Annotated in this window: 24 protein-coding genes; 10 read left to right on the top strand and 14 right to left on the bottom strand. The window is 69.1% G+C overall.

What is annotated here, in order from left to right; genetic code table 11:
- Positions 1 to 315 precede the first annotated feature (315 nt).
- Positions 316 to 1,161 carry a serine O-acetyltransferase gene (cysE, locus tag ACYQPG_RS04725; RefSeq protein ID WP_419828826.1) on the bottom strand — a complete coding sequence of 282 codons (846 nt, stop codon included), beginning with the start codon at positions 1,159 to 1,161 and terminating at the stop codon, positions 316 to 318.
- Between the two features lie 40 nt (positions 1,162 to 1,201).
- Entirely contained in the window at positions 1,202 to 1,393 is a 192-nt protein-coding gene (locus ACYQPG_RS04720) for a hypothetical protein (protein ID WP_147857105.1), read from the bottom strand.
- Positions 1,394 to 1,713: 320 nt separating this feature from the next.
- Here ACYQPG_RS04720 and ACYQPG_RS04715 point away from each other — a divergent pair, with 320 nt between their 5' ends.
- Both ACYQPG_RS04715 and ACYQPG_RS04710 read left to right on the top strand, forming a co-directional pair.
- Complete coding sequence (locus tag ACYQPG_RS04715) at positions 1,714 to 2,127, top strand: YeeE/YedE family protein (protein WP_147908567.1); 414 nt, start codon at positions 1,714 to 1,716, stop codon at positions 2,125 to 2,127.
- Positions 2,124 to 2,582: a DUF6691 family protein gene (locus tag ACYQPG_RS04710; RefSeq protein ID WP_461230389.1), complete on the top strand. Its 459-nt coding sequence runs from the start codon at positions 2,124 to 2,126 to the stop codon at positions 2,580 to 2,582. Before ACYQPG_RS04715 ends, ACYQPG_RS04710 begins: the two co-directional genes overlap by 4 nt.
- Positions 2,583 to 2,627: 45 nt before the next feature.
- On the opposite strand, the gene ACYQPG_RS04705 is transcribed toward ACYQPG_RS04710, so the two are convergent.
- On the bottom strand, positions 2,628 to 3,695 hold the full coding sequence (locus tag ACYQPG_RS04705; RefSeq protein ID WP_461230388.1) for a helix-turn-helix domain-containing protein: 1,068 nt from the start codon (positions 3,693 to 3,695) through the stop codon (positions 2,628 to 2,630).
- A gap of 347 nt (positions 3,696 to 4,042) precedes the next feature.
- A protein-coding gene (locus ACYQPG_RS04700; protein WP_461230387.1) for an IS5 family transposase occupies positions 4,043 to 4,800 on the bottom strand; the annotation gives its coding sequence in 2 pieces (ribosomal slippage) (positions 4,043 to 4,470 and positions 4,470 to 4,800; 759 coding nt in all).
- Between the two features lie 140 nt (positions 4,801 to 4,940).
- Here ACYQPG_RS04700 and ACYQPG_RS04695 point away from each other — a divergent pair.
- The 3 genes from ACYQPG_RS04695 (at position 4,941) to ACYQPG_RS04685 (ending at position 11,973) form a co-directional block, all read left to right on the top strand.
- Positions 4,941 to 9,560: a S8 family serine peptidase gene (locus ACYQPG_RS04695; protein WP_461230386.1), complete on the top strand. Its 4,620-nt coding sequence runs from the start codon at positions 4,941 to 4,943 to the stop codon at positions 9,558 to 9,560.
- A gap of 389 nt (positions 9,561 to 9,949) precedes the next feature.
- Complete coding sequence (locus ACYQPG_RS04690) at positions 9,950 to 10,300, top strand: hypothetical protein (RefSeq protein WP_419828822.1); 351 nt, start codon at positions 9,950 to 9,952, stop codon at positions 10,298 to 10,300.
- 287 nt (positions 10,301 to 10,587) lie between these two features.
- On the top strand, positions 10,588 to 11,973 hold the full coding sequence (locus tag ACYQPG_RS04685) for an FAD/NAD(P)-binding protein (RefSeq protein WP_461230385.1): 1,386 nt from the start codon (positions 10,588 to 10,590) through the stop codon (positions 11,971 to 11,973).
- A gap of 43 nt (positions 11,974 to 12,016) precedes the next feature.
- Here the strand turns inward: ACYQPG_RS04685 and ACYQPG_RS04680 are convergent, their stop codons facing one another.
- On the bottom strand, positions 12,017 to 12,424 hold the full coding sequence (locus tag ACYQPG_RS04680; RefSeq protein ID WP_246692463.1) for a helix-turn-helix domain-containing protein: 408 nt from the start codon (positions 12,422 to 12,424) through the stop codon (positions 12,017 to 12,019).
- A 747-nt stretch (positions 12,425 to 13,171) separates the two neighbouring features.
- On the opposite strand from ACYQPG_RS04680, the gene ACYQPG_RS04675 reads away from it, so the two are divergent.
- Together ACYQPG_RS04675 and ACYQPG_RS04670 are read left to right on the top strand one after the other, a co-directional pair.
- Positions 13,172 to 15,520: a TonB-dependent siderophore receptor gene (locus tag ACYQPG_RS04675; protein ID WP_147908574.1), complete on the top strand. Its 2,349-nt coding sequence runs from the start codon at positions 13,172 to 13,174 to the stop codon at positions 15,518 to 15,520.
- A gap of 10 nt (positions 15,521 to 15,530) precedes the next feature.
- A complete protein-coding gene (locus ACYQPG_RS04670) occupies positions 15,531 to 17,105 on the top strand; it encodes a PepSY-associated TM helix domain-containing protein (RefSeq protein ID WP_461230384.1) in 1,575 nt (524 codons plus the stop codon).
- 43 nt (positions 17,106 to 17,148) lie between these two features.
- Here the strand turns inward: ACYQPG_RS04670 and ACYQPG_RS04665 are convergent, their stop codons facing one another.
- Positions 17,149 to 17,679 (bottom strand): DUF3016 domain-containing protein, encoded by a 531-nt coding sequence (locus tag ACYQPG_RS04665; protein ID WP_147908576.1) that lies wholly within the window; start codon positions 17,677 to 17,679, stop codon positions 17,149 to 17,151.
- A gap of 245 nt (positions 17,680 to 17,924) precedes the next feature.
- On the opposite strand from ACYQPG_RS04665, the gene ACYQPG_RS04660 reads away from it, so the two are divergent.
- A complete protein-coding gene (locus ACYQPG_RS04660) occupies positions 17,925 to 18,053 on the top strand; it encodes a hypothetical protein (RefSeq protein ID WP_281407077.1) in 129 nt (42 codons plus the stop codon).
- A 17-nt stretch (positions 18,054 to 18,070) separates the two neighbouring features.
- Here ACYQPG_RS04660 and ACYQPG_RS04655 read toward each other — a convergent pair whose 3' ends face one another.
- Together ACYQPG_RS04655 and ACYQPG_RS04650 are read right to left on the bottom strand one after the other, a co-directional pair.
- Positions 18,071 to 18,349: an adenylosuccinate synthase gene (locus ACYQPG_RS04655; protein WP_147908577.1), complete on the bottom strand. Its 279-nt coding sequence runs from the start codon at positions 18,347 to 18,349 to the stop codon at positions 18,071 to 18,073.
- 136 nt (positions 18,350 to 18,485) lie between these two features.
- Positions 18,486 to 18,731: a DUF6894 family protein gene (locus ACYQPG_RS04650; protein ID WP_147854111.1), complete on the bottom strand. Its 246-nt coding sequence runs from the start codon at positions 18,729 to 18,731 to the stop codon at positions 18,486 to 18,488.
- 277 nt (positions 18,732 to 19,008) lie between these two features.
- Between ACYQPG_RS04650 and ACYQPG_RS04645 the strand changes: the two genes are divergently transcribed.
- Positions 19,009 to 19,461 (top strand): hypothetical protein, encoded by a 453-nt coding sequence (locus ACYQPG_RS04645; RefSeq protein ID WP_419828819.1) that lies wholly within the window; start codon positions 19,009 to 19,011, stop codon positions 19,459 to 19,461.
- 40 nt (positions 19,462 to 19,501) lie between these two features.
- Here ACYQPG_RS04645 and ACYQPG_RS04640 read toward each other — a convergent pair whose 3' ends face one another.
- The 5 genes from ACYQPG_RS04640 to ACYQPG_RS04620 all read right to left on the bottom strand — a co-directional run bounded on the left by ACYQPG_RS04640 (position 19,502) and on the right by ACYQPG_RS04620 (position 22,731).
- Positions 19,502 to 19,960, bottom strand: coding sequence for a Ros/MucR family transcriptional regulator (locus tag ACYQPG_RS04640; RefSeq protein WP_419828818.1), 459 nt, complete (start codon positions 19,958 to 19,960; stop codon positions 19,502 to 19,504).
- Positions 19,961 to 20,521: 561 nt separating this feature from the next.
- Positions 20,522 to 21,169: a hypothetical protein gene (locus tag ACYQPG_RS04635; RefSeq protein ID WP_147939968.1), complete on the bottom strand. Its 648-nt coding sequence runs from the start codon at positions 21,167 to 21,169 to the stop codon at positions 20,522 to 20,524.
- 38 nt (positions 21,170 to 21,207) lie between these two features.
- On the bottom strand, positions 21,208 to 21,591 hold the full coding sequence (locus tag ACYQPG_RS04630; RefSeq protein ID WP_147908581.1) for a hypothetical protein: 384 nt from the start codon (positions 21,589 to 21,591) through the stop codon (positions 21,208 to 21,210).
- 213 nt (positions 21,592 to 21,804) lie between these two features.
- Positions 21,805 to 22,029, bottom strand: coding sequence for a hypothetical protein (locus ACYQPG_RS04625; RefSeq protein ID WP_147908582.1), 225 nt, complete (start codon positions 22,027 to 22,029; stop codon positions 21,805 to 21,807).
- A gap of 93 nt (positions 22,030 to 22,122) precedes the next feature.
- Positions 22,123 to 22,731, bottom strand: a complete 609-nt coding sequence (locus tag ACYQPG_RS04620) for a PAS domain-containing protein (RefSeq protein ID WP_461230383.1) — start codon at positions 22,729 to 22,731, stop codon at positions 22,123 to 22,125.
- 177 nt (positions 22,732 to 22,908) lie between these two features.
- On the opposite strand from ACYQPG_RS04620, the gene ACYQPG_RS04615 reads away from it, so the two are divergent.
- Complete coding sequence (locus ACYQPG_RS04615) at positions 22,909 to 23,175, top strand: hypothetical protein (RefSeq protein WP_147939964.1); 267 nt, start codon at positions 22,909 to 22,911, stop codon at positions 23,173 to 23,175.
- 60 nt (positions 23,176 to 23,235) lie between these two features.
- On the opposite strand, the gene ACYQPG_RS04610 is transcribed toward ACYQPG_RS04615, so the two are convergent.
- Positions 23,236 to 23,748 (bottom strand): DUF1440 domain-containing protein, encoded by a 513-nt coding sequence (locus ACYQPG_RS04610; RefSeq protein WP_419828816.1) that lies wholly within the window; start codon positions 23,746 to 23,748, stop codon positions 23,236 to 23,238.
- Between the last annotated feature and the right edge of the window lie 354 nt (positions 23,749 to 24,102).

Here is a 24,102-nt window from a genome sequence, read left to right as displayed (position 1 = left end):
CCGACAAGATCGGATGACCGTGTCGCCTTTGAGAAGATCTCATTTTAGCGCATCCGCACAGTCAGCAGCCTGCGCGACACTTGCCCTTTGCTTCAGCGAGCCAGCAAAGCCAAGGTAAGCTTTGATTCCACACGCGGTCAACGAAACGATTTTTCTTATTTACCGACGCTTCGTGGAATGAATCGCCCGGTAGCGCTACGATTGTAGAATGACGGGCGCGCAAATTCTCAAGATTATGGAATTATATTCTCATCGCAACGCCAATCTTTCAGGATTGGCGATTCTCGTCTGAGAGAAAAATTTTTCTGGCCGGGATCAGATTCCGTCCCCGAAGCCGAAGGACTGATCCATGCTCTGCGCCGGCTGTTCGGCGCCCGCGGCAAGGCGTGACACCACCCGGGCCGGGACGCCCGCCACGGTGGTGTGTGGCGGCACGTCGTGCAGCACCACCGCGGCGGCCGCGACCTTGGCTCCCTCGCCGATGCGGATGTTGCCGAGCACCTTGGCCCCGACGCTCAGCAGCACCCCGCGCTCGACCTTCGGGTGCCGGTCGCCGCTCTCCTTGCCGTTGCCGCCCAGCGTGACCGACTGGAGGATCGATACGTCGTCGGCCACCACCGCGGTCTCGCCGATCACGACCCCGGTGGCGTGGTCGATGAATACGCCCGAGCCGATCCGGGCGGCCGGGTGGATATCGCAGCCGAACACCTCCGAGATGCGGCTCTGGACATGCAGGCCGAGCGTCGCGCGGCCCTGGTGCCAGAGCCAGTGGGCGACCCGGTAGGCTTCGAGCGCCGCCAGGCCCTTGTAGAACAGGAACGGGTCGAGGTAGCGCCGGCAGGTCGGATCGCGCTCGCGGATGGCGATCAGGTCGCGCGCGGCGTTGGCCCCGGCATGGGGGTCGGCCTCGAAGGCGGACAGGCAGAGGTCGCGCATCGACAGGCGCGCGAGGTCGCCGTCGCCCAGGCGGTGGGCGAGCCGGTAGGCCAAGGCCTGGGCGAGGCTGCGCTGATCCAGGATCGTCGCCTGGACGATCCCGGCATAAAGCGGTTCCTCGACGAGCACGGCCTCCGCCTCGGTGCGCAGTTCCGCCCATAGCTCGCCCTCGAGGCTGCTGCGGCTGGTGGCCCGCAGCGGCGGGATCGCGGCCGAGGCCGTCACGTCCGGCGGATCCTACAGGGGTTCTGGATGACGGGCGCCATCAATGCACCAGCTGGAACAGGTCGGCGAGGTAGTGCTCCAGCGTCTCGTGCCCTTCGAACTTCACGTCGACCGTGGCCGAATGGCCGTGCTGCCGGTGGATGCCGACGATCCGCCCCCGCGCATGGCGCCAGATCCCCAGGATCTCCGCGAGGTCGAGCCGTTGGAAAACCACTTGATCACCGTGCGCCATCGTCGCTGAACCTTTCGCGCTGTCGTCGCTGCGGGAGCCGATCGTGCCGGCCCGATTCGAAGTCCGAAGCAGGTCCGGTGAGGTCCCGGCTCGTTCCAGGAAAGCTCTTCCGCCTGCCCGGCCGTTGAGGAGAAGGTTTCGTTCGCGGATTGCTCCTGAAAGAGCACGATCTTCATTAAGTACCTGAAAGTAATCGATAATTGCCGGTTCAAGGGCGTTTGGCAAGGCTTGTTCCGCGCCGTCCCGGGCGCTACCCCGATGGTCGGGGGCTGCCGGGGCGGCCTTCGAGTCGCGACACGAGACCCCGAAGCGAGACCTGCATGAGCACCTATCTCCCGCCGCTCGCGGGCGGCCTGCTGATCGGCCTCTCCGCCGCGATGCTCCTGCTGCTGAACGGCCGGATCGCCGGGATCAGCGGCCTGGTCGCAGGCCTCGGCCGGCCCGGGCGCGCGCGCTGGCTCGCCGATGCCGCCTTCCTGCTCGGGCTGGTCCTCGGGCCGCCGGCCTTCGCGTTGCTGGCCGGGCGCTGGCCCGAGATGCGGATCGCAGCAAACCTGCCGGTCCTGGCCCTGGCCGGCCTGCTGGTCGGCTTCGGGACCCGGCTCGGTTCCGGTTGCACATCCGGGCACGGGGTGTGCGGCCTCGCCCGTCTGTCGCCGCGCTCGCTCGCGGCGGTGCTGGTCTTCCTCGCAACCGGCATGCTGACGGTGGCCGCAACCCGGGTGCTGGCGTGAGCGCGGCCCTGCGCAGCCTCGCGGCCCTGGCCGCCGGCCTCACCTTCGGGCTCGGCCTGGCGCTCTCCGGCATGCTCGATCCGGCCCGCGTGCGCGGCTTCCTCGACGTCGCGGGCGCCTGGGATCCCAGTCTGGTCCTCGTGCTCGGAGGGGCCGTCACGGTGTCGGGGCTCGGCTATGCCGTGAGCCGGCGCCTTCCTGGCCCGGTGCTGGATGCCCGGTTCGACCTGCCGGGCCGGCGCAGGATCGATGCGCCCCTGCTCCTCGGCGCCGCCCTGTTCGGGATCGGCTGGGGGCTCTCCGGCTTCTGTCCCGGCCCGGCGGTGGCGGCCCTGTCCACGGGAGCGGTGCCGGTCCTGGTGTTCGTCGCCGCGATGCTCATCGGCATGGCGCTCCACGGCCTGCTGCCGACCGCACCTGCCAGAAACGCGCCCTCTGTGAGACCCTCGGCCTGACCGGCCGATGATCGGACCGGGCGTTCCGCGCGCGGGCCGGCCCCTTCAGAGGCTCTCGATCCAGCTCTGCAGGACCGACAGGGGTTCGGGTCCCCGGCCGGGGCCCGGGCGCTGCGCGGCGTCGCTCGGGATGAAGCCGAACCGGCGCTTGAAGGCGCGCCGGAAGGTGCGCTCGTCCGAGAAGCCGACCGCGAAGGCGACCCGCGAGACGCGCGCCGGCTGCGCCTCGTCCCGGACCAGCATCCGCATCGCGTGCATCAGGCGGCGGTCGCGGATGTAGCTGACGATGCCGTTCGGCGCGAACACGCGGTACAGGGTCGAGCGCGACAGGCCGAGCCGCGCGGCGATCAGCGCCGGCGAGAGCTTCGGGTTGCCGAGCTCGGCCTCGATGAACCGGCGGACCCGGATCCGCACGTCCTGGTGCGGGACAGGGTTCCCCGCGTCCCGGCCGCGCAGCCAGGTCGCGCAGAGCTGGGTGATCGCCGCGGCCGCCGCCAGGGCCTCGCGCTGGTCCAGACGGTCGCCGCAGGCCACGACGTTGGCGACGAAGCTGTGGACCAGGCGCCCGAACGGGTCACCGTCGTGGTCCAGGGGCCGGCCGTGCAGGGCGTCGGGGTGGCAGCCCTGCTTCTCGAGCAAGACGCGCGGGATCACGACGTTCGTGGCGTCGACGGCGCCCGCGACGATGCGCACGGGCTGGGCCAGATCGAACACGATGCACTGGACCTCGCCGACCGGCTCAGCGTCGTGGTCCGTCTCGACGAGGCTTTGGCCACGCCGGTAGAACTGCAGCAGGATGTGGTCGAGCCCCTGCTGGCGGATCATCTCCGGCGACCGTTCGAGGATGTGCGCGGGCGCGATCACGTCGCCGACCAGCAGCTCGCCGAGGTGATAGCTGCGCATCGCGATCGGGACGGTGAGGTCGGTCTCGGGTCCGAAGCTGACCGCGAAGACCGGCGCCAGATGCGCCTGCCAGGCCCGGCCCAGCGCGACCGGATCCTCGGGCGGGGCGAAGCGGAGGGCCGGAGCTGCGGGCGATTCGCTTGCGCGGGATGTCCGTTCGCCGCCATCGGATTCCGCGGCGATGGCCGAGCCCTGCCGTCGGCTGGTCACGTCTCCGATCGTCGCAACGGCCCGATGTTTTATAATATCAGAACCGCAATGTTTCCTATTTTCTCGCATTTACGTCAATATTCCGACGCCGTATCTGATAAAAGATGGATTAAATCACTGCTGATTGTCGATTATCGCCATAATTTCTCGCCGGGACCATTCCAGCAGGCTCTCGCGCCGGTCGATCCCGATCGCGTTCGCGCATCACATGGTCCCGTTGGATGCAACATATCTCAAAAAGGGTGAAGGAAGTGCCAAATCGCTCCTGCGCAGCATTCTGTGGCCGAGATGTCATAGCCTGTGAAATAGGCATCCGCTTAAGGGCGATGGCTAGGGTCTGGACTCGATCAGCACCAGAAGGCGATGACGGCGGCCAGGGCTACGGCTGATGCGTAGTTGCGGGCGAGCTTGTCGTAGCGGGTGGCGATGCGGTGGGAGTCCTTGAGGCGGTTGAAGGTCGCCTCGATCCGCCAGCGTTCGCGGTAGCGGCGCTTGTCGTGGCGGATCCTCTTCTTCCGACTGCGCTTTCCCGGGATAATCGGCGTGATGCCCTCCGCGCGCAGGTCAGCGCGCAGCCAGTCGGCGTCGTAGCCCTTGTCGGCGGCCAGGCGCCGGATCCGGCCGGGTGCCTGGGCCAGCACGGCTGGAGCTGTGGTGACATCGCTGGCGTTGCCGGGCGTCAGCAGGAGGACGCCGGGCCGGCCGAGGACGTCGGTGAGGGCGTGGATCTTGGTCGTCTGGCCGCCGCGCGACGGGCCGATGGCTTGCGCACGCGCCCCCCTTTACCGCCGTGGGCCGAACGGTGCGCCCGCACGTAGGTGCTGTCGATGGCCGTCGCCTCGCCCGACCATCCGGCTTGGGCCATCGCCGCCAGCATGGCCTTCCAGAAGCCGCGCCGGGACCAACGGTTGAAGCGGTTGTAGACGGTCGTGCGAGGCCCATACGCGGCCGGGCAGTCGCGCCAGCGGCAGCCGGAGGTGAGCACGTGCAGGATGCCGGAGATGATCTGCCGGTCGTCCTTGCGCGCCGGTCCGGGCTGATCCTTCGGCATGAACGGTTCGATCACCGCCCACTGCGCATCCGAGAGCCAGAACAGCTCCGCCATCGCCGCCTCCGTGCTGCACGCGGCGGTCCTGAATCACGAAAGCGCAAAGCTCGCAAGAGCTTGGTGCGGTTCACACCCTAGACTCTTCCGAGACGGACCAGATGCTTTTCATCTCAGACCAGCATGGCCCGATAGGGCCTGTGGGCGAACGTAGCGCCCCTGCCCCGGGATCGTACCGGGCCGGCCGTCGGCGCGGCCCGGCGCGGCGCGGCCTGATGCTGGGCTGCTCCCTCTTCGCGCTGATGGCGGCCCTGGGGCCGGCGACGGCCCAGAACCTCGCGCGACGCCCGCCCTCGGACCTGGGCCTGACGGCTTCGGATTTTGACACGCCCGAGTACCGGGCCGATTGGGGCCTCGCCCAGATCAACGCCGCAACCGCTTACGCCCGTGGCTTCACCGGCCTCGGCGTGCTGGTGGCGGTCTACGACACCGGCATCGACCGGACCCATCCGGAATTCACGGGCCGCATCTCCTCGGCCTCGGAAAACGTCTTCTCGGCGCCCGGCGTAGTGTTCGACCCGACCTTCGTCCAGGATGTGCAGGGCCACGGCACGCATGTGTCCGGCACGATCGGGGCGGCCCGAGACGGCGTCGGGTCCATGGGCGTCGCCTACGACAGCACGATCCTGACCCTCTACACTCTGCCGCCGGCCAGCGCGTGGAAGACCATACCGGATCTCCGGGTCGATGGTCCCGCGGCCATGGACCATGCGACCCAGCAGGGCGCGCGGGTCTTGAACGGCAGCTATGGGCCGGCGCTGCCGCAACTCTACATCAAGGACAACCAGGGGAACGTGATTCCCAATCCGGACTATGTCGAGCTGGAATTCCAGCAGTATATATTCAGTCAGACGAAACGAGAATACGACGCGATCAAGCGGGCGGCCGACAGCGGCATGCTGCTCGTCTTCGCGGCCGGCAACGACCGCATCAGTCAGCCCGTCATCTCCGTGAACCCGAGCGGGGCGGCGCTCTACCCGTATATCCGGCCCGGCAACGCAGACAGCGAGATCTACCAGTTCTACGACGATGCGGGTCGCCCGATGGACCAGAGCCGGATCGACTTCTCCGGGGTCGCCGGATCGATCGTGTCCGTCGTGGCCACCGACCGCAACAACAAGATCGCTTCGTTCAGCAACTGGTGCGGCGTCACCGCCTCCTGGTGCATCGCGGCGCCGGGGGTCGGCATCTACTCGACCTGGCCCGAGAATCTGGACAAAAGCTACAACACGATCAGCGGCACCTCGATGGCAACCCCGCACGTCGCCGGGGCGGCCGCGGTGCTGCGCCAGGCCTTTCCGTTCCTGACGGCGCCGCAGATCGCCCAGACGATGTTCACCACCGCCACCCATCTCGGCAACGGTCCCGCCGACGTACCGAACGCCGTGTTCGGCTGGGGCCTGCTTAATCTCGGCAAGGCGATCGATGGGCCGGGCCAGTTCACCGCGACCTGGACGGTGGACACCCAGGGCTATTACGGCCGCTTCGCCAACGACATTTCCGGCGTCGGCGGCCTGATCAAGACCGGGGCCGGCATCCTCGATCTCACCGGCACCAACAGCTACGCCGGCGGCACTGCGATCAACGGCGGTGTGCTCGGCGTCCTGGCCGACCGCAACCTCGGTGCGGCGACTGGCGGGCTCGCGTTCGGCGGCGGCACGCTCGAAGTCCTGGCCGACGGCTTCGCCACCGCCCGGCCGGTGACGCTCAACAGCACCGGCACGCTGCAGATCGATACCGGGACCTCGAGCTTTGCGGGGGTGATGACCGACGGGACGGGACCAGGCTCCCTGGTCAAGACCGGCCCCGGCACGGCCAGCCTGTCGGCGGCCAACACCTATACCGGCAGCACCTTCGTGGCTGCGGGCACCCTGGCGCTGACGGCGACCGGCTGCCTCGTCGCGCCGATCACCGTCGGCACGGCCGGCAGCTTGCTGAACGCCGGCACCGCCTCGGGCGGACTGGCCAACGCCGGCTACACCGCCAACACCGGCACCCTCGCGGGCGGCGTGATCAATGCGGGTATCCTGGCCACCAGCGGCACGCTCTCGGGGGGCCTCGCCAATGCCGGATACACGTCAAACAGCGGCACCATCTCGGGCGGCGTGATCAATGCCGGCCTCCTCGCCAGCAGCGGAGCGATCTCCGGCGGCCTGGCCAATGCCGGGTACGCCCTCAACAGCGGCACCATCGCCGGCGGCGTGAGCAACGCCGGGACGCTGGCCTCTAGCGGCAGCCTCTCCGGCGGACTGTCCAATACCGGCTACACCGCCAACACCGGTACCATCGCGGGCGGCGTGAGCAACGCCGGAACCCTCATCACCAGCGGCAGTCTCTCGGGCGGTCTGGCGAATGCCGGATACACGGCCAACACCGGCACGATCGGCGGCGGCGTCGCCAATGCCGGGATTCTCACGACCAGCGGCACCGTCTCAGGCGGCGTGACCAACACCGGCACGCTGGTCGCCAGCGCCGGGCGGGTCGACGGCGCGATCCGGAACGCCGCCGGCACCTTCGCGGTCACCGGTACGGTCGCCAGCGACGGCACCTTCACCAACGCCGCGGGCGCCACCCTGTCGGTGGCGGGTGGCGGCGCCTACGGGCTGGCCGGTGCGCTTGGCAATGCCGGCACGGTCGCGGTCGCCTCCGGGGCGAGCCTCTCGGCCGCCGAGATCGGCAATGACGGCCTGCTCGTCAGCGACGGCGCCCTCAGCGGCCCCGTGTCGAACACCGGCACCGCCCGCCTGTCCGGACAGATCAACGGCGCCCTGACCAACACCGGCAGCTTGGTCTTCACCGGCCCGATCACCGGGATCACCGCGCTCGCCACCACCGGCTCGCTCGACCTCGGTGGCGGCGCCTACACCGTGGCCGCCCTGTCCGGATCGGCCACGGCCGTCCTGGGCAACGGCCGGCTCACGGTCGGCGGCCCCGCCTCGTCCACGTATGCCGGCACCATCCTGGATGGCACCAGCCCGACCAGCCTGACCAAGGTCGGCACCGGCACGCTCAACCTCACCGGCACCGGCCGCTTCTCCGGACCGACCACGGTGCAGGCGGGCACGCTGTCGCTCAACGGCTTTTGGACCTCGCCGATCACGGTGGCGGCGGCCGGGACCCTGCGCGGCACCGGCACGGTCGCCGCCCCGGTGGCGGTGGCCGGCGCATTGCGGCCGGGCAACTCGCCCGGCACCCTGACGGTGGCCGGCCCGGTGAGCTTCGCCCCCGGCAGCGTGTTCGGGATCGACATCGACGGCCTCGGCACCGGCGCCGGCACAGGCAACTATTCCCGCCTGCTGGCGGTCGGCCCGAGCGGGGCGGTCGCGGCCAACGGAACCCTCGTGCCGAGCTTGCGCGGGATCACCGGCAATGCCGGCAACGCCTTCACGCCGGCGCTGGGCCAGCGCTTCTCGGTGCTGGTGGCGCAGGCGGGCCTCGGCGGGTCGTTCAGCGGGCTCGCCCAGCCGGCGGCCGGCTTGGCCGCGGCCACGCGCTTCGATGCGCTCTATGGCGCAACCGGCCTCGACCTGGTGGTCACGCCCACCGCCTACGGCAACCTCGCGCCCCTGGGCCTGGCCCAGACCGGCAATGCCCGGGCGGTCGGTGCGGCCCTCGACCTGGCCCGGCCGGACGCCGGCACCCGGCCCGACGCGGCGCGCGCGCGGTTCTTCGATCCGCTCTACGCGACGGCGCCGGGCTCCCTGGCGGGCGGGCTTGCCAGCCTGTCGGGCCAGAGCTACGGCGACGCCGTGATGGCCGACCTCACGGCGCGTCGGCTGGTCACCGCCACGATCGACCGGCACATGAGCTTCGGCGGCGGCAGCGCCAGCTTCAGCGCCGGCGGTGCCGGGCTCGGGCCCAACCGCACCGCGATCGACCTGCGCGGTGGGGCGGGCGCCTCCGACCAGCCGTTGGCCTCCGGCGAGGGCCGGATCTGGGCGGACGCGCTCTACGGCTTCGGCAGCCGCGGCGGCGACCGCGCCGCCGGCGGGGCCAACGTCGATGCCGGCGGCCTGCTGCTGGGCGTCGATCGCCAGGTCGGGCGCGACACACTGGTGGGCGGCGCGTTCAGCTACCTGCGCGAGACCGGGGCGTCCCGGAGCGGCGGGGCCGGCTTCGCGCCCGGCTCGTTCAGCGCCGACAGCTACGGCGGCACGGTGTACGGCACCACCCGTCTCGGCGCCGTCGTCCTGCGCGGCACGGCCGGGGGCGCCTACGCCGACGGCCGGGTCGACCGGACGGTGACGCTCGGCTCGAACCTGACCCGGGCGCACGGCGCACCCGCGGGCGGCGACGTGAGCCTGTCCGGGTTCGCCGGCTACGCGATCGGCACCGGGTTGCCGGTCGAGGTCGTGCCCGAGTTGGGCTTCAGCTACGACCGGCTGAGCCGCGGCCGGGTCGCCGAGCGCGGCGGTCTGGCCGAGCAGGCCTTCACCACGGCGACGCTGGACGGTGCCCGGATCCTGGCGGGCGGCCGGATCGCCCGCGTGGCGGTGGATGCAGGCGCGGGGCTGCGCCTCGATGCCCGGGCGTACTGGGCGCACGAGCTGGCCGACACCGCGGCGATGGTGCGCTCGAGCCTGTTCGGGGTGCCGTTCTCGACCCGAACCTCTGCGCTGTCCCGGGACGGGGCGGTGCTAGGCGTGAGCGTGTCCGGCCCGGTTGCGCAGGGCATGTCTTTGTCGGTGAGCTACACCGGCGAGGTCCGCCCCAACGCCACCGCCCAGGTCTTCTCCGCAGGGTTGCAGGCGGCCTGGTAGTGCAAACGTTGACCGCTGCCCCTGCCCGGTAGCCGCGGTCACGATCTGTCGCCTGATCTATTGGGTCGGCACGCACAGCGGAAAGCCACACGGGACCCCTCGGCGCTCGCGCGCGGAGGGGAGTTGGGTTCGGGCCATTGAAGGGATCATGCGCTGATCCGCCGGCTCGCTGGTACAGGCGTGCGGGTTCGCGGATGGGACGGGCCAGCCGTCCGAGGCCGGTGTCAGGCACTGCGGACGGCTGCTTCGCTTCCGACGATGAGGGTCGGGCCGTTGCTGGGGTTAACCGCCTTTCCATCTGCCACGTGTGCTTCGGTTGTAAGTACAACTCCTGATTGTAAATTAGACTCCCATCGGCGACGCTCGGTGTCGACGCTCGGGAGAGAACCGTGATGGAGACGACCGCCAACGAGAGCCCGGCACACCAGGGCACTGAGCGGCTCAGGGAGGCGATCACCGCGGCTGCGGCCATCGGCTTCCTGGCTGGCGGCGGAATCCGGGTGATCGCTGACCTCGGCACCGTGCAGACCCTGCTGACGGCCATACTCTACCTTCCACTCGGGGCCATGGCCGCGGCAGTTCTGGCCGGTGTTGCGATGAACCTGATCGCGCTTCCCGTCCTGGGCACGGTCCTGACGCAGCGTCGACTACCTGCACTCGCCTACCAGGCAGCCGGAGCGTTATCAGGCGTTGCGGCCTTCGCGGGGGCTTTCGTCCAGTTCGCACCCGGGGTCGCATGAGCGACCGGAGCCGATCCGCATACCGGATCGGTGACGAGGGAGGGCTTGCCGATGTTTCACGGGAAACATCGAACTGAGCGCGGCGAACCGATGAAAAAGAAGCCCCGGCCTGGCGAACAGGGCGGCAGGTTCGCCCAGCGCAACAGCACGGCATATCCCGGCGATATCGGACCACGTCGCCGCGACCGTTATCGGTTCGGGCCGGACTCGTAAGCGATCAAGCCGGGGTTGCACACACGGCGCCCGCCTGATCGAAGGTGCCCGGAACTTCGCCGGGACATGCCGTGATGACGCGACCGACATCAAGCCCGCTCCGCATCGCGATCGTCGGCGGCGGTTTCACCGGCGCGGTGCTCGCCATCCATGCCGTGCGAGCCTCATCGGTCCAGCTCGACCTCGTCATTCTGGAGCCCCGGGCCGAGCTCGGGCGCGGGGTCGCCTACAGCACCCGCGACCGTAGCCACCGCATCAACGTCCCGAGCGACCGCCTCGACATCGCAGCCGAAACGCCTGGTGCCGTCACCGCGTGGCTGCACGCCAACGGCTTCCTGCCCGACGCCGCAAGTCAGGATGAGGCCGGCGGCGCCTACGTGCCGCGCGCCGCGTACGGTGCCTACATCGCGGATGTCCTGGCCGAGACGCTGGCGGCGGCCGCCGAGCGCGTCCACCTGCGCCACCTGCGCACCAAGGCCGCCTCGGTGGCGGCGGCGGAGGATGCTTGGCGCGTCGTCACCGAATCCGGCGAGACGATCATGGCCGACCGCGTCGCGCTGTGCTTCGGCCACGCGGTACCCGCCCTGCCCTGCCGGCTTGGGCCGGGTGTCGCGGAATCCGCGGGCTTCGTGGCCGATCCCTGGAGGGCCGACACGCTCGCGGGGATCGGCGCGGACGCCTCCGTGCTGGTTGTCGGCACGGGGCTGACCATGGCCGACGTGGTGACGAGCCTCGGCGCTGCGGGTCATCGCGGGCCGATCACCGCGGTGTCGCGACGGGGCCTCCTGCCGAAGGCCCACGGGTTGTTCCGGATGGATCTCGACGTAGTCGGCGCCTCGCCGCCAACCACCGCTTTAGGCCTCCTGCAGCTGGTCCGCCGGCAGATTGCGGAAGCCGATCCGGCCTTGGGCTGGCACCCGGTGGTCGATTCCCTGCGCACCGCGCTGCCCGATCTCTGGGGCGGGCTGCCGGCCGCCGAGAAGCGGCGCGTCGTCCGCCGCCTGCTGCCGTTCTGGGAGGTCCACCGGTTCCGCATCGCCCCACAGATCGCAGTGACGTTGGAACGGGCGCGGGCCGAGGGGCGCCTCGTCGTGGAGCAAGCCGCCCTCGCCGGACTCGATCGTGACGCGGACGGGCGTCTGGAAGCCACGCTGCGCCCGCGACACGGCCCGATCACGCGACGGCGGTTCGACGCGGTGGTGCTGTGCACCGGCCCGGAACGTGAGGTCGCGCGCAATCCGCTGGTCGCCGCGTTGCTGGTCGATGGGACGGCCTGCCTCGATACGGTCGGTCTCGGCTTGGCCGTCGACCGCCGAAGCCGCGTACTCGGGCCAGCGGGCCGCCCGCAGCCGGGCCTTTACGCGTTCGGACCGATGACCCGCGGCAGCTTCGGTGAGATGACCGGCGCACCCGACATTGCGCAGCACATCGAGCGCGAGGTGGCCGGCCTGCTCGGGTGAGGAGCGTGACGGCGCGGCATCGACGGCCAGGGTGGTTGTGGGATCAGTTCCCGGTGCCGGCGGCCTGCCGCAGGGCGGCGGCGGCTTTCACGATCGACAGGACGCCGCTGCGCGTGGTCTGATCCGGGATCGAACGGAATGCTGCCACGAGATCCATGATTTCGGGGTCGTCGAACAGGGCCTGGATGGATTCGGTGCCAGCCTCAGCGGGCACCTTGTCGGCGAAGAAGGTCTCCACCGGGACCTTGAGCAGGTCGGCAATCATCTGCAGGCGGCTCGCACCCACGCGATTGCGGCCCTTCTCGTATTTCTGGACCTGCTGGAAGCTGACCCCGATGGCATGACCGAGAGTCGTCTGGCTGAGGCCTTGAGCGGCTCGGAGCGCCGCGATGCGGCTACCGATCGCGCGGTCGGCTTCGGTCGCCAGCTTCGGCTTGGTCACGACGCTCATCATGGTCTCACGGTCTCTCAAGGCGTGCAGCCGAGGTCGGCCACGTTCCACAGGCTGCCTAACTGAATAGCGCACGATTGAGTTTCGCACTACCATGCAACCCTCGCTTGTGCGAGATGCATATCTTGGCTGTATCCGATGCCCTGTGTCACCGTGTCATCGCGTCGTCGGGCTGCGATGGGCCACACCCACGATCCGATGCGTACTTTGCCACGCCGGCATCCGATCGAACACGCGTGAGGCGTATTCAGCGGAACTCCCACGCTCCTCCCTCCGGCCCGTCGTTCCGCGGCCCCGTCACGGGTTGCCACCGGAGATCCCCAGGGTGGCTGGGACTGCGGCGACCCTGCCATCCGGAACAGAAACCTCTGCGGACAGGCTCTTAGCCGGATTACGTTTCCAGATTGCTGCCACCCGTTCGCATACGCCGCGCGCCGCTTTGTGACGACACGATCGAGGCATCGGCGTCGGCACTGCGCCCGATGCCACGCGGCCAGCGCGTCTCGATGCACCTGAATACCCACAGCTCAGCGGGAGGCGCATTGCCGGCCTCGACATCATCATTACCCAAGGGAGAGGCCTCCCGTAAGCCGCTCAACTTGGAATGAGTCCAGGTTATCTTAGAATCCTTCCATAATATTCCGGTTGCTTTGACCAATAAGGAGATGCCAACACGATCACGGCGGCGTGAAGTCGCGGTTTTTGAGAGAGTACGGTCGGATCCGTGCTTGTATTAGAGGCATCAAGATGAACCGGTCCCGGGCTGCATCGACCTGGAACGTGATTGAACGGTCCGTGGCCGGATCCCTGTATCTCGCGTTGCTCTCAACGACTTGCGCCGTGGTCGCGCCGGGTGCCGCCGGGGCGCAGACCGCGCCGACCACCGACATCGAGCTATCCGAACTGAGCGTGACCGGCGTGGCCCCCAGCCGGACCCTCAACGGTGACCTGTACGGTGCCGGCGGCGCGACCGGCCCGGTTCCAGGCTACGTCGCCAGCCGGAGCACGGTCGGCACGAAGACCGACACGCCGATCCTGGAGACGGCGCAATCGGTCTCGGTCGTCGGCCGACAGCAGATCCAGGACCAGAACGCGCTGACCGTCACCCAGGCGCTGCGCTACACCCCGGGGGTCTTCGCCGAATCGCGTGGGGGTGCCGGCTCGACCCGCCTGGAGCTGTTCAACATCCGTGGCTTCGCCGCCCCGGTCTTCCTCGATCAGATGGCGATCATCGGCGGACGCGACGCCAACACGTCGATCGACGTCTACCGTCTGGAGCGGATCGACATCATCAAGGGGCCGGCCTCGGTGCTGTACGGGCAGTCCGGCCCGGGCGGCATCGTCAACCTGGTCTCGAAGGTGCCGCAGTTCGTCCGCCACGGCGAGGTCTTCATCCAGGGCGGCGGGTTCAACGAGGTCCGGAGCGGCTTCGACGTCGGCGGCCCGATCGCGTCCGACATCCCGGGCCTGGCCGACCAGTTCGCCTACCGGGTGGTCGGGCTCGGCTGGAACGGCGACGGGCCGGCCGTGACCACCAAGGTCGAGCGGGCCTTCATCACGCCGAGCATCACCTGGCGCCCGTCCACCGACACGTCGCTCACCCTGATCGGCAATTACCAGCGCGATCCGTTCTCGGGGTTCTACGGCGGCTTCCCGGCGGTGGGCACCGTGTTCGCACGCAATTTCGGCAGCGGCCTGTTCGGCCGGCTACCGGTGAATTTCTACGACGGCGATCGCAACATCGAGCGCTCCGACCGGACCCAGGCCTCGATCGAGTACCTGTTCGACCAGCGTATCGGCGAGAACCTGCGGTTCCACTCGGCCGGGCGCTACCTGCGCACCCAGGGCGATTACCGCAGCGTCTACGGTGCCTTCAACGACCGGAACGGGCCGACCGCGACGGGGCCGCTCCTGGCGCGGTCGATCATCGGCACCAACGTGGCCGCCGAAGCCTACACGATGGACAACAACTTCATCGCCGAGTTCGATACCGGGTTCATCGCACACACGGCCCTGCTGGGCGTCGATCACCGGACCTTCAGCACCCGCACCAGCGGCACCCCGTTCCCGAGCGCCCCGGACCTCAACATCCTGGCGCCGAACTATGCCATGAACATCGCCTTCCCGGCCTTCAACACCACCTCGCGGGTCGATGCGCAGCAGACCGGCGTTTACTTCCAGGACCAGGCGAAGTTCGATCGCCTCGTGCTGACCCTCGGCGGCCGCTACGACGTCGCCCGCCAGACCGGCCCGACCCGCAGCTTCTCCGGAAACACCAGCACCCTGACGCTCCAGGACGCACCGTCCGACGCCCTGACCTATCGTGCGAGCCTGCTGTACCACTTCGACAGCGGCGTGGCGCCGTACGTGTCCTACAGCCAGGCCTTCGAGCCGATCGTGAGCGGGCGCGTGTTCGACAGCGCCTTCGGGTCGGTGGGCCGCGTGCCCGACCCGATCCGCAGCGACCAGTACGAGGCCGGCATCAAGTACCAGCCGCTGGGCACCGACATCCTGCTCACCGCCGCATTCTTCGACATCCGCCAGTCGAACCGGACCTCCGCGGATCCCCTGCGCCAGGGCTTCGTGGTCCAGACCGGGGAAGTCGGCGCCCAGGGTTTCGAGTTCGAGGCGCGGGCCAACCTGACCGAAGGCCTGACGCTGATCGGCGGCGTCTCGCTCCTCGACATCCGCAACGTGCGGGATGCCGGCAGCACGGCGAACGACCTCACGCGGCTGTCGGTGCCGCTCCAGGGGCGGCGCCCGGTCCAGGTGCCGGACACGACGGTCTCGCTGCTGGCGAATTACCGTTTTACCGACGGCCCCCTGCTGGGCCTCGCGATCGGCGGCGGCGTGCGCTACCTCGGCCCGTCCTGGGGCGATCCGGCCAACACCTTCCAGGTGCCGGAGAGCGTGGTCGTCGATGCCCTCGCGTCCTACGATATGGGGCACATCGCTCCGAGCCTGGCGGGCCTCACGGCGGAGCTGAACGTCAACAACTTGCTGGACGAGCGCTTCGTCTCGAGTTGTCTGTCCTACTCGGCCTGCTTCTACGGTCTGCCGCGCACGGTCTATGGAACCCTGCGCTACCGCTGGTGAGGGCCGACCGATGCGCAACAGCTTCCGGCAGTCGATGGCGTGGCTGCACGCCTGGTCCGGCCTGATCGTCGGCTGGGTGCTGTTCGCGGTCTTCGTCACCGGAACCGCGAGCTATTACCGGCCCGAGATCTCGCGTTGGATGCGGCCCGAGCTCCGCGCCGATGCCGTGATCGGCCCGGACGCGACGGCCGCAGCGGTGCAGCGCGGCGTCGCCTACCTGCAGGCTGAGGCGGGCGGCGCGCGGGCGTGGTTCATCACGCCACCGCGCCCGGACCTGCCCCTGCTCGAAGTGCTCTGGCGCACCGGGCCGGGGCAGCCGCCGAAGCGGGTGTTCCTCGATCCGGAGACCGGGACGCCGGCCGCCCTGCGCGACACCCGCGGCGGGGATTTCCTCTACCGGTTCCACTTCGAGCTGAACATGGCGCCCCTCTGGGGCCGCTGGGTCGTCGGCATCTGCGCGATGATCATGCTGATGGCGCTGATCTCGGGCATCGTCACCCATCGGCGGATCTTCGCCGACTTCTTCACCTTCCGGCGGGACAAGTCCGCCCAGCGCGGCTGGCTCGACGCCCACAACGTCACGGGCGTGCTCGCCCTGCCGTTCCACCTGATGATCACCTATACGGGGCTCGTCACCCTGTCGTTCATGTACATGCCGTGGGGCATGAACGCGGTCTATCACGGCGACACGCAGCGCTTCTTCGCCGAAGCCGGCCAGATCACCGCGCCGCGCCCGGCCGCGGGCCGGCCCGGTACCCTCGTGCCCGTCGGGCCGATGGTGGCGCGCGCGCTGGAGACGGTCCACGAGCCCCTGGAGCGGATTTCGGTCGTCAACCCGAAGGACGCGAACGCCACCGTGGTGGTCGTGTTCGAGGAGCCGCACGGCCTCTCGCACGAGCATCCGCAGGTCGCCTTCGACGGCACCACCGGCGCCGTCCTGGAGGTCCGGGCGGGCGGGTTGAAGCCGGCGGCCAAGACCTTCACCACCATGGTCGGCCTGCACGAGGCGCATTTCGCCGGCCCGGGCCTCCGCGTCCTGTTCTTCCTGTGCGGGCTCGCCGGCAGCGCCATGGTGGCCACGGGGCTGATGCTGTGGTCGGTGGCACGCCTGCCCAAGATGGCCGGGACCGCCCTGCATCCGGGCCTACGCCTGGTCCAGGGTCTGAACATCGCGACGATCGCCGGGCTGCCGGCCGCGATCGCGGCCTATTTCCTCGCCAACCGGATCCTGCCGGTGGATCTGCCGGACCGGGCGCTCTGGGAGATCCGCGGGTTCTTCGGCGTCTGGGTGCTGATCGGGCTGGTCGGAATGCTGCGGCCGCAGCGTCTGGCCTGGCCCGCGGTGCTGAGTGCGGCCGCCGCCCTGTACGCGGCGGCCGCCGTGGCCGATGGCTGGCGGATGCAGCGGGCCTACGGCGCGGGCGATCCGGTCGATCCGCTGTTCGTCGGGGTCGATCTCGTCCTGCTCGGTCTCGCAGCCCTCCTGTTGTTCGCAGCCGGCAAGGCTGCCCGCTACGACGGCCCCCGGTCGTCGCGCGCGCGCGGCGCGAACCGGCAGGCCTTCAGCGGGACCGCCGCCGAATAGAGGGCCGGGATGGATGGGTTCGGCGACCGCTCGGGCCCGCCCGTCAACCGCGCTCGGGCCCCGTGGGGAAGCGGCGCGCGAACCAGTTCCGCAGGAGCTGGCGCTCATAATACAGCCCGCCGGTGGAGAAGCGCGGATTGGAGGTCAGCAGGAAGTTGATGTCCGTGACCGTATCCTCCCCCTGCGCGACGATGCGACCGCCGCGGCGCAGCACGTAGGCGAGGCGGATGCGCGGCGGCGTGGCGTCGGTGACGACGCGAACGCCGCTCGGCGAGGCGAATCCGGACCGGTCGAACCCGGCCAGATCGACGTCGAGGACGGTGATGTCGAGGCGTTCGTCCGGCCGGAGCCGCGTGTTGCCGAGATCCACCAGGATCCGGGTCAACTCCGCCAGGGTTACCCGGAGCGGCTGGCCGGAGGCGAAACGGTTCTCGGCGTCGGTGAAGCGTTCAGGCGCGGCGTAGCGGACCTGCACCTCGGCGGCGGCCGGTCCGGCCGCCAGCAGGGCCGACCCGGCCGTCGAGAGCATCCCGGCAAGGACGAGGCCGACCTTGCCTGTACCGTGCTTGCTCATCGCGCGCTCACCGTCTCGCTGTGTCGTGATCCGCGGTTGCGGCCGTGTGTCGCCGGGACCGGGCACACTGTGTCCGACTGAGGGGAAACCGCCTGCGCGGGCTCCTGTTTCCGCGTTCCGGGCGATGATGAGCCGGATATGTATTCAGCCATCGGGTGACGGGGCGTCCATAGTCTCGCCGCGTTCCGGGCGCCAGCTGTCGTCATCAGCCCGCGAGGGCAGCCCTTCATGGGAGCGCGCACCGCTTGCTCAATTCTATCCTGGCGATCCTCACCGTTGTCGCGGTCCTGGCAGTCACGGCGCTGTTCAAGCTGCCGCTCCTGCCGTTCCGCCTGGCCGGTCGTCTGCTGCGGGGTCGTCCGGCGGTCGCCTGATCGGCGGCCCGACCGGATCATCCCGCCGCGTCGATGACGAATTCCATCCCGCGACCCGGCCCCTGATCGGCATAGTCGACCAGGGCCAGGCCGCGCTCGGCGAGCGTCTCCTCGACGATCGCGCGTTCCTTGCGGACCATCTGGCCGATCGCCAGCGGGGTCAGGCGCGGGCTCGCCCGCCGCAACTGGTCGACTCCGATATGCGCGGGCGTGCCATCGCCCTCGGCAATCCGTGCGAGCGCGAGGGCCAGATCCTTCGCCTTGGTCTCCGCGGCAGATTTCGGCTTGAATGCCATATGACCGTCTCCCTGTATTCCTAGCGCATCGTCCCGAGAAGCAGCCGCCGGCTGTCGGGAAAAGACGATGCGGATCAAAAAGCTAGCGCGTCGTGGTGGCTCCGGTATCCGGCCTGATGCACTGGGCACCCGCGCCTCACGCGGCCTGGACATCCACGTTCACGTCCACGAACGCCCGGATCCAGACGCGCCGCCCTTTGGCGTCGTAGACCTCGACCTGCCAGGCCGACCAGTCGAACCGCTCGATCCGCTCCATCAGCCCGAGCGCGACCCGCTCGGCATGGACGCGCATCTGAGCCGCCGTCGGCAGGCGCCGGCCCTTCAGGTCGATCACCAGCTCATGCCCGTCCGTGCAATGGAAGCGATACAGCCGCGTCGGCATCGGCCTGTCCTCGATCAATCGACAGCCCTCCTGAAGAGTTCGAAGCCGCGGCGCCGGCGCAGCCGGACGCCCCCGCGATCGCCTGAAGTTCATGATATGTTCTAGTTGCGTCGGGGTCGTGATGCACCCGTGGCCGTGCGAATTCCCTGTGTGAATTCGTCTCAACCGGATGATGGCGGACCAGGATGGGCGAGCGGATGCAAGCCATCGGATCACGGCGGTGGCGCTGTCTCGTGGGGGCGCCGGCGGCCGTCCTGGTGGGGCCGGGGGCGCGCCCATGCGGGGCGAGACGGGAGACCTGACGGCGCTCCGCACGGTCGCGGCGCGCCTGACCGTGCACGCCATCCGTCATCGCGCGGCCGTCGAGGCCGCGCTCGGCATCACGCTCAAGCTCGAGAGCGAGGGCCCCTTCAGGTTCTGGTCGGGACCGGGCTTCCGGCTCGCTGGGATCCCGGTTCGCGACGTCGATTACCGGGAGCCGACGGCCGAGGCGGACCCGGCGGCCGGACCGCTCCTGGTTCTCGACCTCGAACCCGCCGCCTGCCTCACCATCGACGCGATCCGGACAGCCTTCCCGGACACCCGGATCACGGCCATGCCGCGCGGCTCGTACGGCGAGCGAACCTCTGTGTCGATCGAGTCCGGGGGCGGGGAACTGACCTTCGGCATCGCCGCAGACCCGCCGGAATGCCTGAACGTCCTTGTCTTCACACGCAAACGGACGTCCTGACCGCCGGGACGCGCGCGGTCCGAGGCACGCCCGGTCGCGATCAGGCGGCCTGGCCGTTGCGCTTGGCCATCGAGCCCGGCTGGCCCAGACCGATCGCCTTGGCGAGGGCGGAGCGTTGCTCGGCATAGCTCGGGGCGACCATCGGGTAGTCGGTGGGGAGGCCGTAGCGCTCGCGGTAGCTCTGCGGGCTCAGGCCGTTGGCGGACAGGTGCCGCTTGAGCGTCTTGTAGGTCTTGCCGTCGATGAAGCTGACGATCCCGTCATGCTGGACCGACTTGCGGATCTGGGCCGCGCTCGGCCTGTCGACGGCAGCCGGCGCAGCGGTGCTGCCCTCGGTTGGCACGGTGCCGGATGCCAGGGCGGCGATCGCCCCATACACCCGGGCGATCAAGGCCGGCAGTTCGCTGGTCGGGACGGGGTTGTTCGCGACATAGGCCGCGACAAGATCAACGGCCAACTCGGTGAAGTTGGACGATTTCCCATAGGATGTCTCGTTCATATTCAGCCCCTCTGAACCTGCGTCACCATCTTGTTGTTTCGGGCGGTCTTGGGATTCAACACAAGAAATCGGGCTTTCAACGCTATTCTGCTGGCACAGCCCGCTTTTTGGCCACCCCGGCACGGGACATTTAGGCAATGACAGGCGCTGTGGCGGCCCTCAGACCAGCCGGCCGAAGCCCCGAACGGGCTTGGATTCGGCGTCGGCGGACCCGGATGTCCCCTCCAGACATGGCGTGCCCTCCCCCGTCCTGCGAGGGCTCCAATGTCGCACGGACCTGTCACGGTCCCATCCCGACGTTCCCGGATGCGCGCCAATCCGTGCGGCGACCGGTGTCCAGCCCTGGCGCTCGCGGGGGCGCCGGTTTGCGGGGGCATGCGCTGCGAGAAAAACGGCGCGTTCCAGTATCGGTCCATCCGCGGGAGACGGGGAAAGCCTCCCCGGCAAACAGCCCTGTCGGCGACACCGCCCGGTGGCCTGGGTCCGAACGCAAAGCGGCCGGGACATGCGTCCCGGCCGCCAGCATCTGTCATCGATCAAAGGGTCGGGCTTGCGGACCCCTCAGAGGCTCGTCGTGCCCGGGTAGGACCGGACCCGGTTCCGACCGTCGGTCGCGCCGGTTGCCGCCGAGCCGGCGGCCGGAGCCTCCCAGCCCTCGGCACGCCAAGCGCTGGCCTTCTGGTCGAGATCGACCGAGCCGTGCTGCTCCAGGACATCCATGACCATCGGCACCGAGGTGGAGCGCGCCTCGTCGACCCGGACGGTAACGAGCGTCCCGCCCCGGCGCACACCCTCGCCGTAAGCATGGGCATCCGCCTCGCTGACGCCCGCACCGGTCAGGCCGCCGGCCAGACCGCCCGCGGCGGCACCGACGCCCGCCCCCGTCAGGGTGGCGACGAGCCAACCCGCGGCCACGACCGGACCGACACCCGGGATCGCGATCAGCCCAAGACCGGCCAGGAGGCCGGCTGCGCCGCCGACCACGGTCCCGAGCGTCGCTCCGGTTCCCGTTCCGTCCTTGGCCTTCTCCTTGGTGTCGTCGCTGACGTGTGTCCCGTCGGTCGCGGTACGGCCGGCGTGGCGGTCCCCTTCGTTGTTGCTGACGATGCTGATGTCGCTGTGCGGGATACCGCCCGCCTCAAGCTTGCCGACAGCCGCGGTGGCATCCTCGTAGCGATCGTAGAGGGCCGTAATGGTTTGCTGAGCCATGGAAAATCTCCTTCGTGAGGGTCGCGAGGGTCAGGACGTCACTGCGCCGACACGTTGCCCTTGAAATCGAGGCCCACGTTGACCTGCTTGCCGTCATGCATGGCGGTGCCGCGCCAGATGCCGTCACCGTCCTTCATGAGGTTCTTGGCGTCCTTGAAGCCGGACTTCTCGAGCCGCGAGCGAGCCTCACCCTCGGTGAAGCTGTTGGCGCCCTTCTCGAGCTGGACGGCGCCATGGGCGGCGGCAGTCCCGCCATTGGGGGTCATCTTGTCGGTGTTCGGCCGGGTGACGCTCTCCTGGCCGCCGGATTGCTGGCTGCTCTTCGCGTCAGGGGCGGCCGGGGTGCCGGTCACGGTGGTCTGCGCGAGGGCGCTCGATCCGAACAACGTGGCGACGAGAAGGGCGGCGAGGGGGGTACGCATGATAGGCTCCGTCGATCATTCCGGACCCCTTCAATCCCCCCGGCAGGTGATGCGTTCCATTATTCGAGGATCTACCGACCAAGCTTTACTTTTTAAACCTTCAGCACGTTTTGTTCCCAAAAATCGTCGCTTAATATCCATTGAACAAAGGCACAGCTTAGGGAACATCGGCCCGGCGGCGACCAGCGGGGCCGCCACCGGGTGGGGTGCCGGTCAACCGGTGCCGTAGCCGCCCTTGCGGTTGTCCGGCTGGGGCACGGGCGGCCGCGTGTCGTAGCCGCCGCTCTCCGGCGCCACCCCTTCAGGGGCTTCGGGATGCCCCGGCGCGTGCGGGCCGTTTCCGCCGGCGGCCGTGTCGGGTGCCTTGCCCGTGTCCGCCTTCCGTGCCGGCGGTACCGTTCCGAGCGCTTCGCGCGCGGCCTCGACATCCTGTCCCATGCGGTCCTCCCAGGTGGGTCTGGAGGGCCAAGACGGAAGGGCCGGCGCATGTTCCCGCGAGCGCGCGTGCGCGGCAGGCGGGATGGGCGCAGCTCAGCGGTTCCCGCTGCTTCGCGCGATCGCGCGGCCGAGGCTCATCAGCAGCACGTCCGCGGCGGCCCTGATCTCGGGCGGGGTCTCGGATACGAGGGTGCGCTTGAGCTCGATGGCCAGGTCGGCCGCCCGCTCCAGCGAATCGACCGGGGCCGACAGGTTGCTGAAGACGTAGCGCTCGCTGCCCTGATGCATCTCGGTGATGTCGATGATGATGCCCCGGGAGCGGACCGCCCGCCCGTTCGGGTCCTTGAACGTGCGGCCCCGGCTGAGCAGCCAGCGCACCGTGCCGTCCTGCGCGACGACCCGGTACTCGGCGACCACAAGGCCGCCGGTCCTCGACGCCTGCTGGACGTGATCGAGCAGCCAGGCGTGATCGGCGGGATGCACGGCGGCCATGCTGGTGAGGCCGTCGAGGTCCTTATCCGCCAAGGCGGGATCGCCGGCCAGCAACCGCGCGGCGCCGGCATCATACACCACCGTGCTGCGGACGATGTCCCAGTCCCAGACACCAACCACGCACGACGCCTTGAGGGCGGCGCGGAGCCGGTCGAGCGGTTCACTGAAGCCGTCGATCGCGTTGACCGGCGTCTTCGAACGCTGTCCCATCGTCTTGATCCCGCTTCGCCGCACCCGGAGAATCTGGTGCGGGATATTACCATTTCATCCGAGAACCTGTCGAAAATTTCATGATCGGCTCGGGATGCATTTGCGTCGCAGGCTGGTTGAACAGCTGGAGCCATTGCTCCATTCGCTCGACAGAGCCCGAACCGGGCCGGACCGTTCATGTGTGACGATTCCAAGCCGTCCGGTACGCCGAACCGCATCGAACCGCACGGAAGCTCCCTCGGCGAGATCGCGCGGGTGCTGGGCGTGCCGGTCTCCAGCTTCTTCGCATCGGCGCCGGACGCCGGGACGCCGGGGGCGCACGAAGATCCGGCCGCCGCAGCCCTCCTGGATCTCGTCCGATGCTACCTGTTGCGGGCGAGCCCCGAGGCGCGCCGCTACTTCGTCGCCCGCCTGCGGGTGATGCTGGACCCCGCCTCCCCGTGATGCGCGCCGTCGGCGACGATCCGCCGGCGCGCCCCGCTCGCGCTGTGCGACCTGTCCGGATCAGGACCGGGCGGCACGGGGGCGCGAACCCATCCTGTCGCGCCGGACGATCTCGATCGTCCAAGCCCAGAGCAGGTGGCCGAATACCTCGGAGAACGCCTCATGGCCGGAGATCTGCCACAGCGGCGGCCCCCACCCACCCAGCGGCAACAGGATGCCGTGAAACAGGAGGGTGACGATCGCGCCGAAGGCCAGGCCCTGCCCCAGGGTCACGAGCGGACAGCTGACGGCGGCGAGGCAGTAGAACAGGCCGAAGACGATCGAGAACCCCTGGTGCATCAGCGCGACGCCGTAATTGATGACGTGCCCGGTGAATGTGTAGGTCATGTCCTCGACGCCGAGGCCGAGCCATTTGAGGATGGCGAAGGGCGGCGCGATACGGCCGGCCTCTCGGGGCGGGAACAGGATCTCCGAGCCCCATTTGACGAAGCTCGACAGGTTTCCGCCCACGAACCCGGCGGCCAGCGCCGTCCTGAACGCATGCTTCGGAACAACCGTCGCGTTGACGCGCATGACAGATCTCACCTCACTGGTTTTGGATGTCATATTGTCCGTGCGTCATCGAACGGGCCGGCTGGAACAACTCAGGCCGCGGTCCGCAAGTCCGCGCCCGACCTGAGATGATTCACGGCCCGTGGGCCCTGCCAACAAGAGTAAGATGTCCGGCATCACCACGAACCCGGTCGATCGTTCGCGTTTTTATCCTTTTGATCGCAGAACAATCCCAACCCATTCCCGAACATCCGTCGGATCGCCTTGATAAGTATCTGCGCCTCGCAATCAACAACGTAGGATATCGCGAGCAGGCAGGACTTCAGCCACGATCCCGCGCACGCCGCGACCTCTGGAGAATGAACCCGGTGAGGC

This window comes from Methylobacterium sp. CM6246, assembly GCF_054818005.1.
Note: the sequence above shows the minus strand (reverse complement) of the source record. Positions and strands in the feature narration are given on the sequence as shown.

Bases quoted from the DNA above. Each gene is read 5' to 3' on its own strand.
- ACYQPG_RS04720 (WP_147857105.1), bottom strand. From the start codon at position 1,393: ATGGCGCACGGTGATCAAGTGGTTTTCCAACGGCTCGACCTCGCGGAG.
- ACYQPG_RS04715 (WP_147908567.1), top strand. From the start codon at position 1,714: ATGAGCACCTATCTCCCGCCGCTCGCGGGCGGCCTGCTGATCGGCCTC.
- ACYQPG_RS04685 (WP_461230385.1), top strand. From the start codon at position 10,588: ATGACGCGACCGACATCAAGCCCGCTCCGCATCGCGATCGTCGGCGGC.
- ACYQPG_RS04680 (WP_246692463.1), bottom strand. From the start codon at position 12,424: ATGAGCGTCGTGACCAAGCCGAAGCTGGCGACCGAAGCCGACCGCGCG.
- ACYQPG_RS04675 (WP_147908574.1), top strand. From the start codon at position 13,172: ATGAACCGGTCCCGGGCTGCATCGACCTGGAACGTGATTGAACGGTCC.
- ACYQPG_RS04670 (WP_461230384.1), top strand. From the start codon at position 15,531: ATGCGCAACAGCTTCCGGCAGTCGATGGCGTGGCTGCACGCCTGGTCC.
- ACYQPG_RS04665 (WP_147908576.1), bottom strand. From the start codon at position 17,679: ATGAGCAAGCACGGTACAGGCAAGGTCGGCCTCGTCCTTGCCGGGATG.
- ACYQPG_RS04655 (WP_147908577.1), bottom strand. From the start codon at position 18,349: ATGGCATTCAAGCCGAAATCTGCCGCGGAGACCAAGGCGAAGGATCTG.
- ACYQPG_RS04650 (WP_147854111.1), bottom strand. From the start codon at position 18,731: ATGCCGACGCGGCTGTATCGCTTCCATTGCACGGACGGGCATGAGCTG.
- ACYQPG_RS04645 (WP_419828819.1), top strand. From the start codon at position 19,009: ATGCGGGGCGAGACGGGAGACCTGACGGCGCTCCGCACGGTCGCGGCG.
- ACYQPG_RS04640 (WP_419828818.1), bottom strand. From the start codon at position 19,960: ATGAACGAGACATCCTATGGGAAATCGTCCAACTTCACCGAGTTGGCC.
- ACYQPG_RS04635 (WP_147939968.1), bottom strand. From the start codon at position 21,169: ATGGCTCAGCAAACCATTACGGCCCTCTACGATCGCTACGAGGATGCC.
- ACYQPG_RS04630 (WP_147908581.1), bottom strand. From the start codon at position 21,591: ATGCGTACCCCCCTCGCCGCCCTTCTCGTCGCCACGTTGTTCGGATCG.
- ACYQPG_RS04625 (WP_147908582.1), bottom strand. From the start codon at position 22,029: ATGGGACAGGATGTCGAGGCCGCGCGCGAAGCGCTCGGAACGGTACCG.
- ACYQPG_RS04620 (WP_461230383.1), bottom strand. From the start codon at position 22,731: ATGGGACAGCGTTCGAAGACGCCGGTCAACGCGATCGACGGCTTCAGT.
- ACYQPG_RS04615 (WP_147939964.1), top strand. From the start codon at position 22,909: ATGTGTGACGATTCCAAGCCGTCCGGTACGCCGAACCGCATCGAACCG.
- ACYQPG_RS04610 (WP_419828816.1), bottom strand. From the start codon at position 23,748: ATGCGCGTCAACGCGACGGTTGTTCCGAAGCATGCGTTCAGGACGGCG.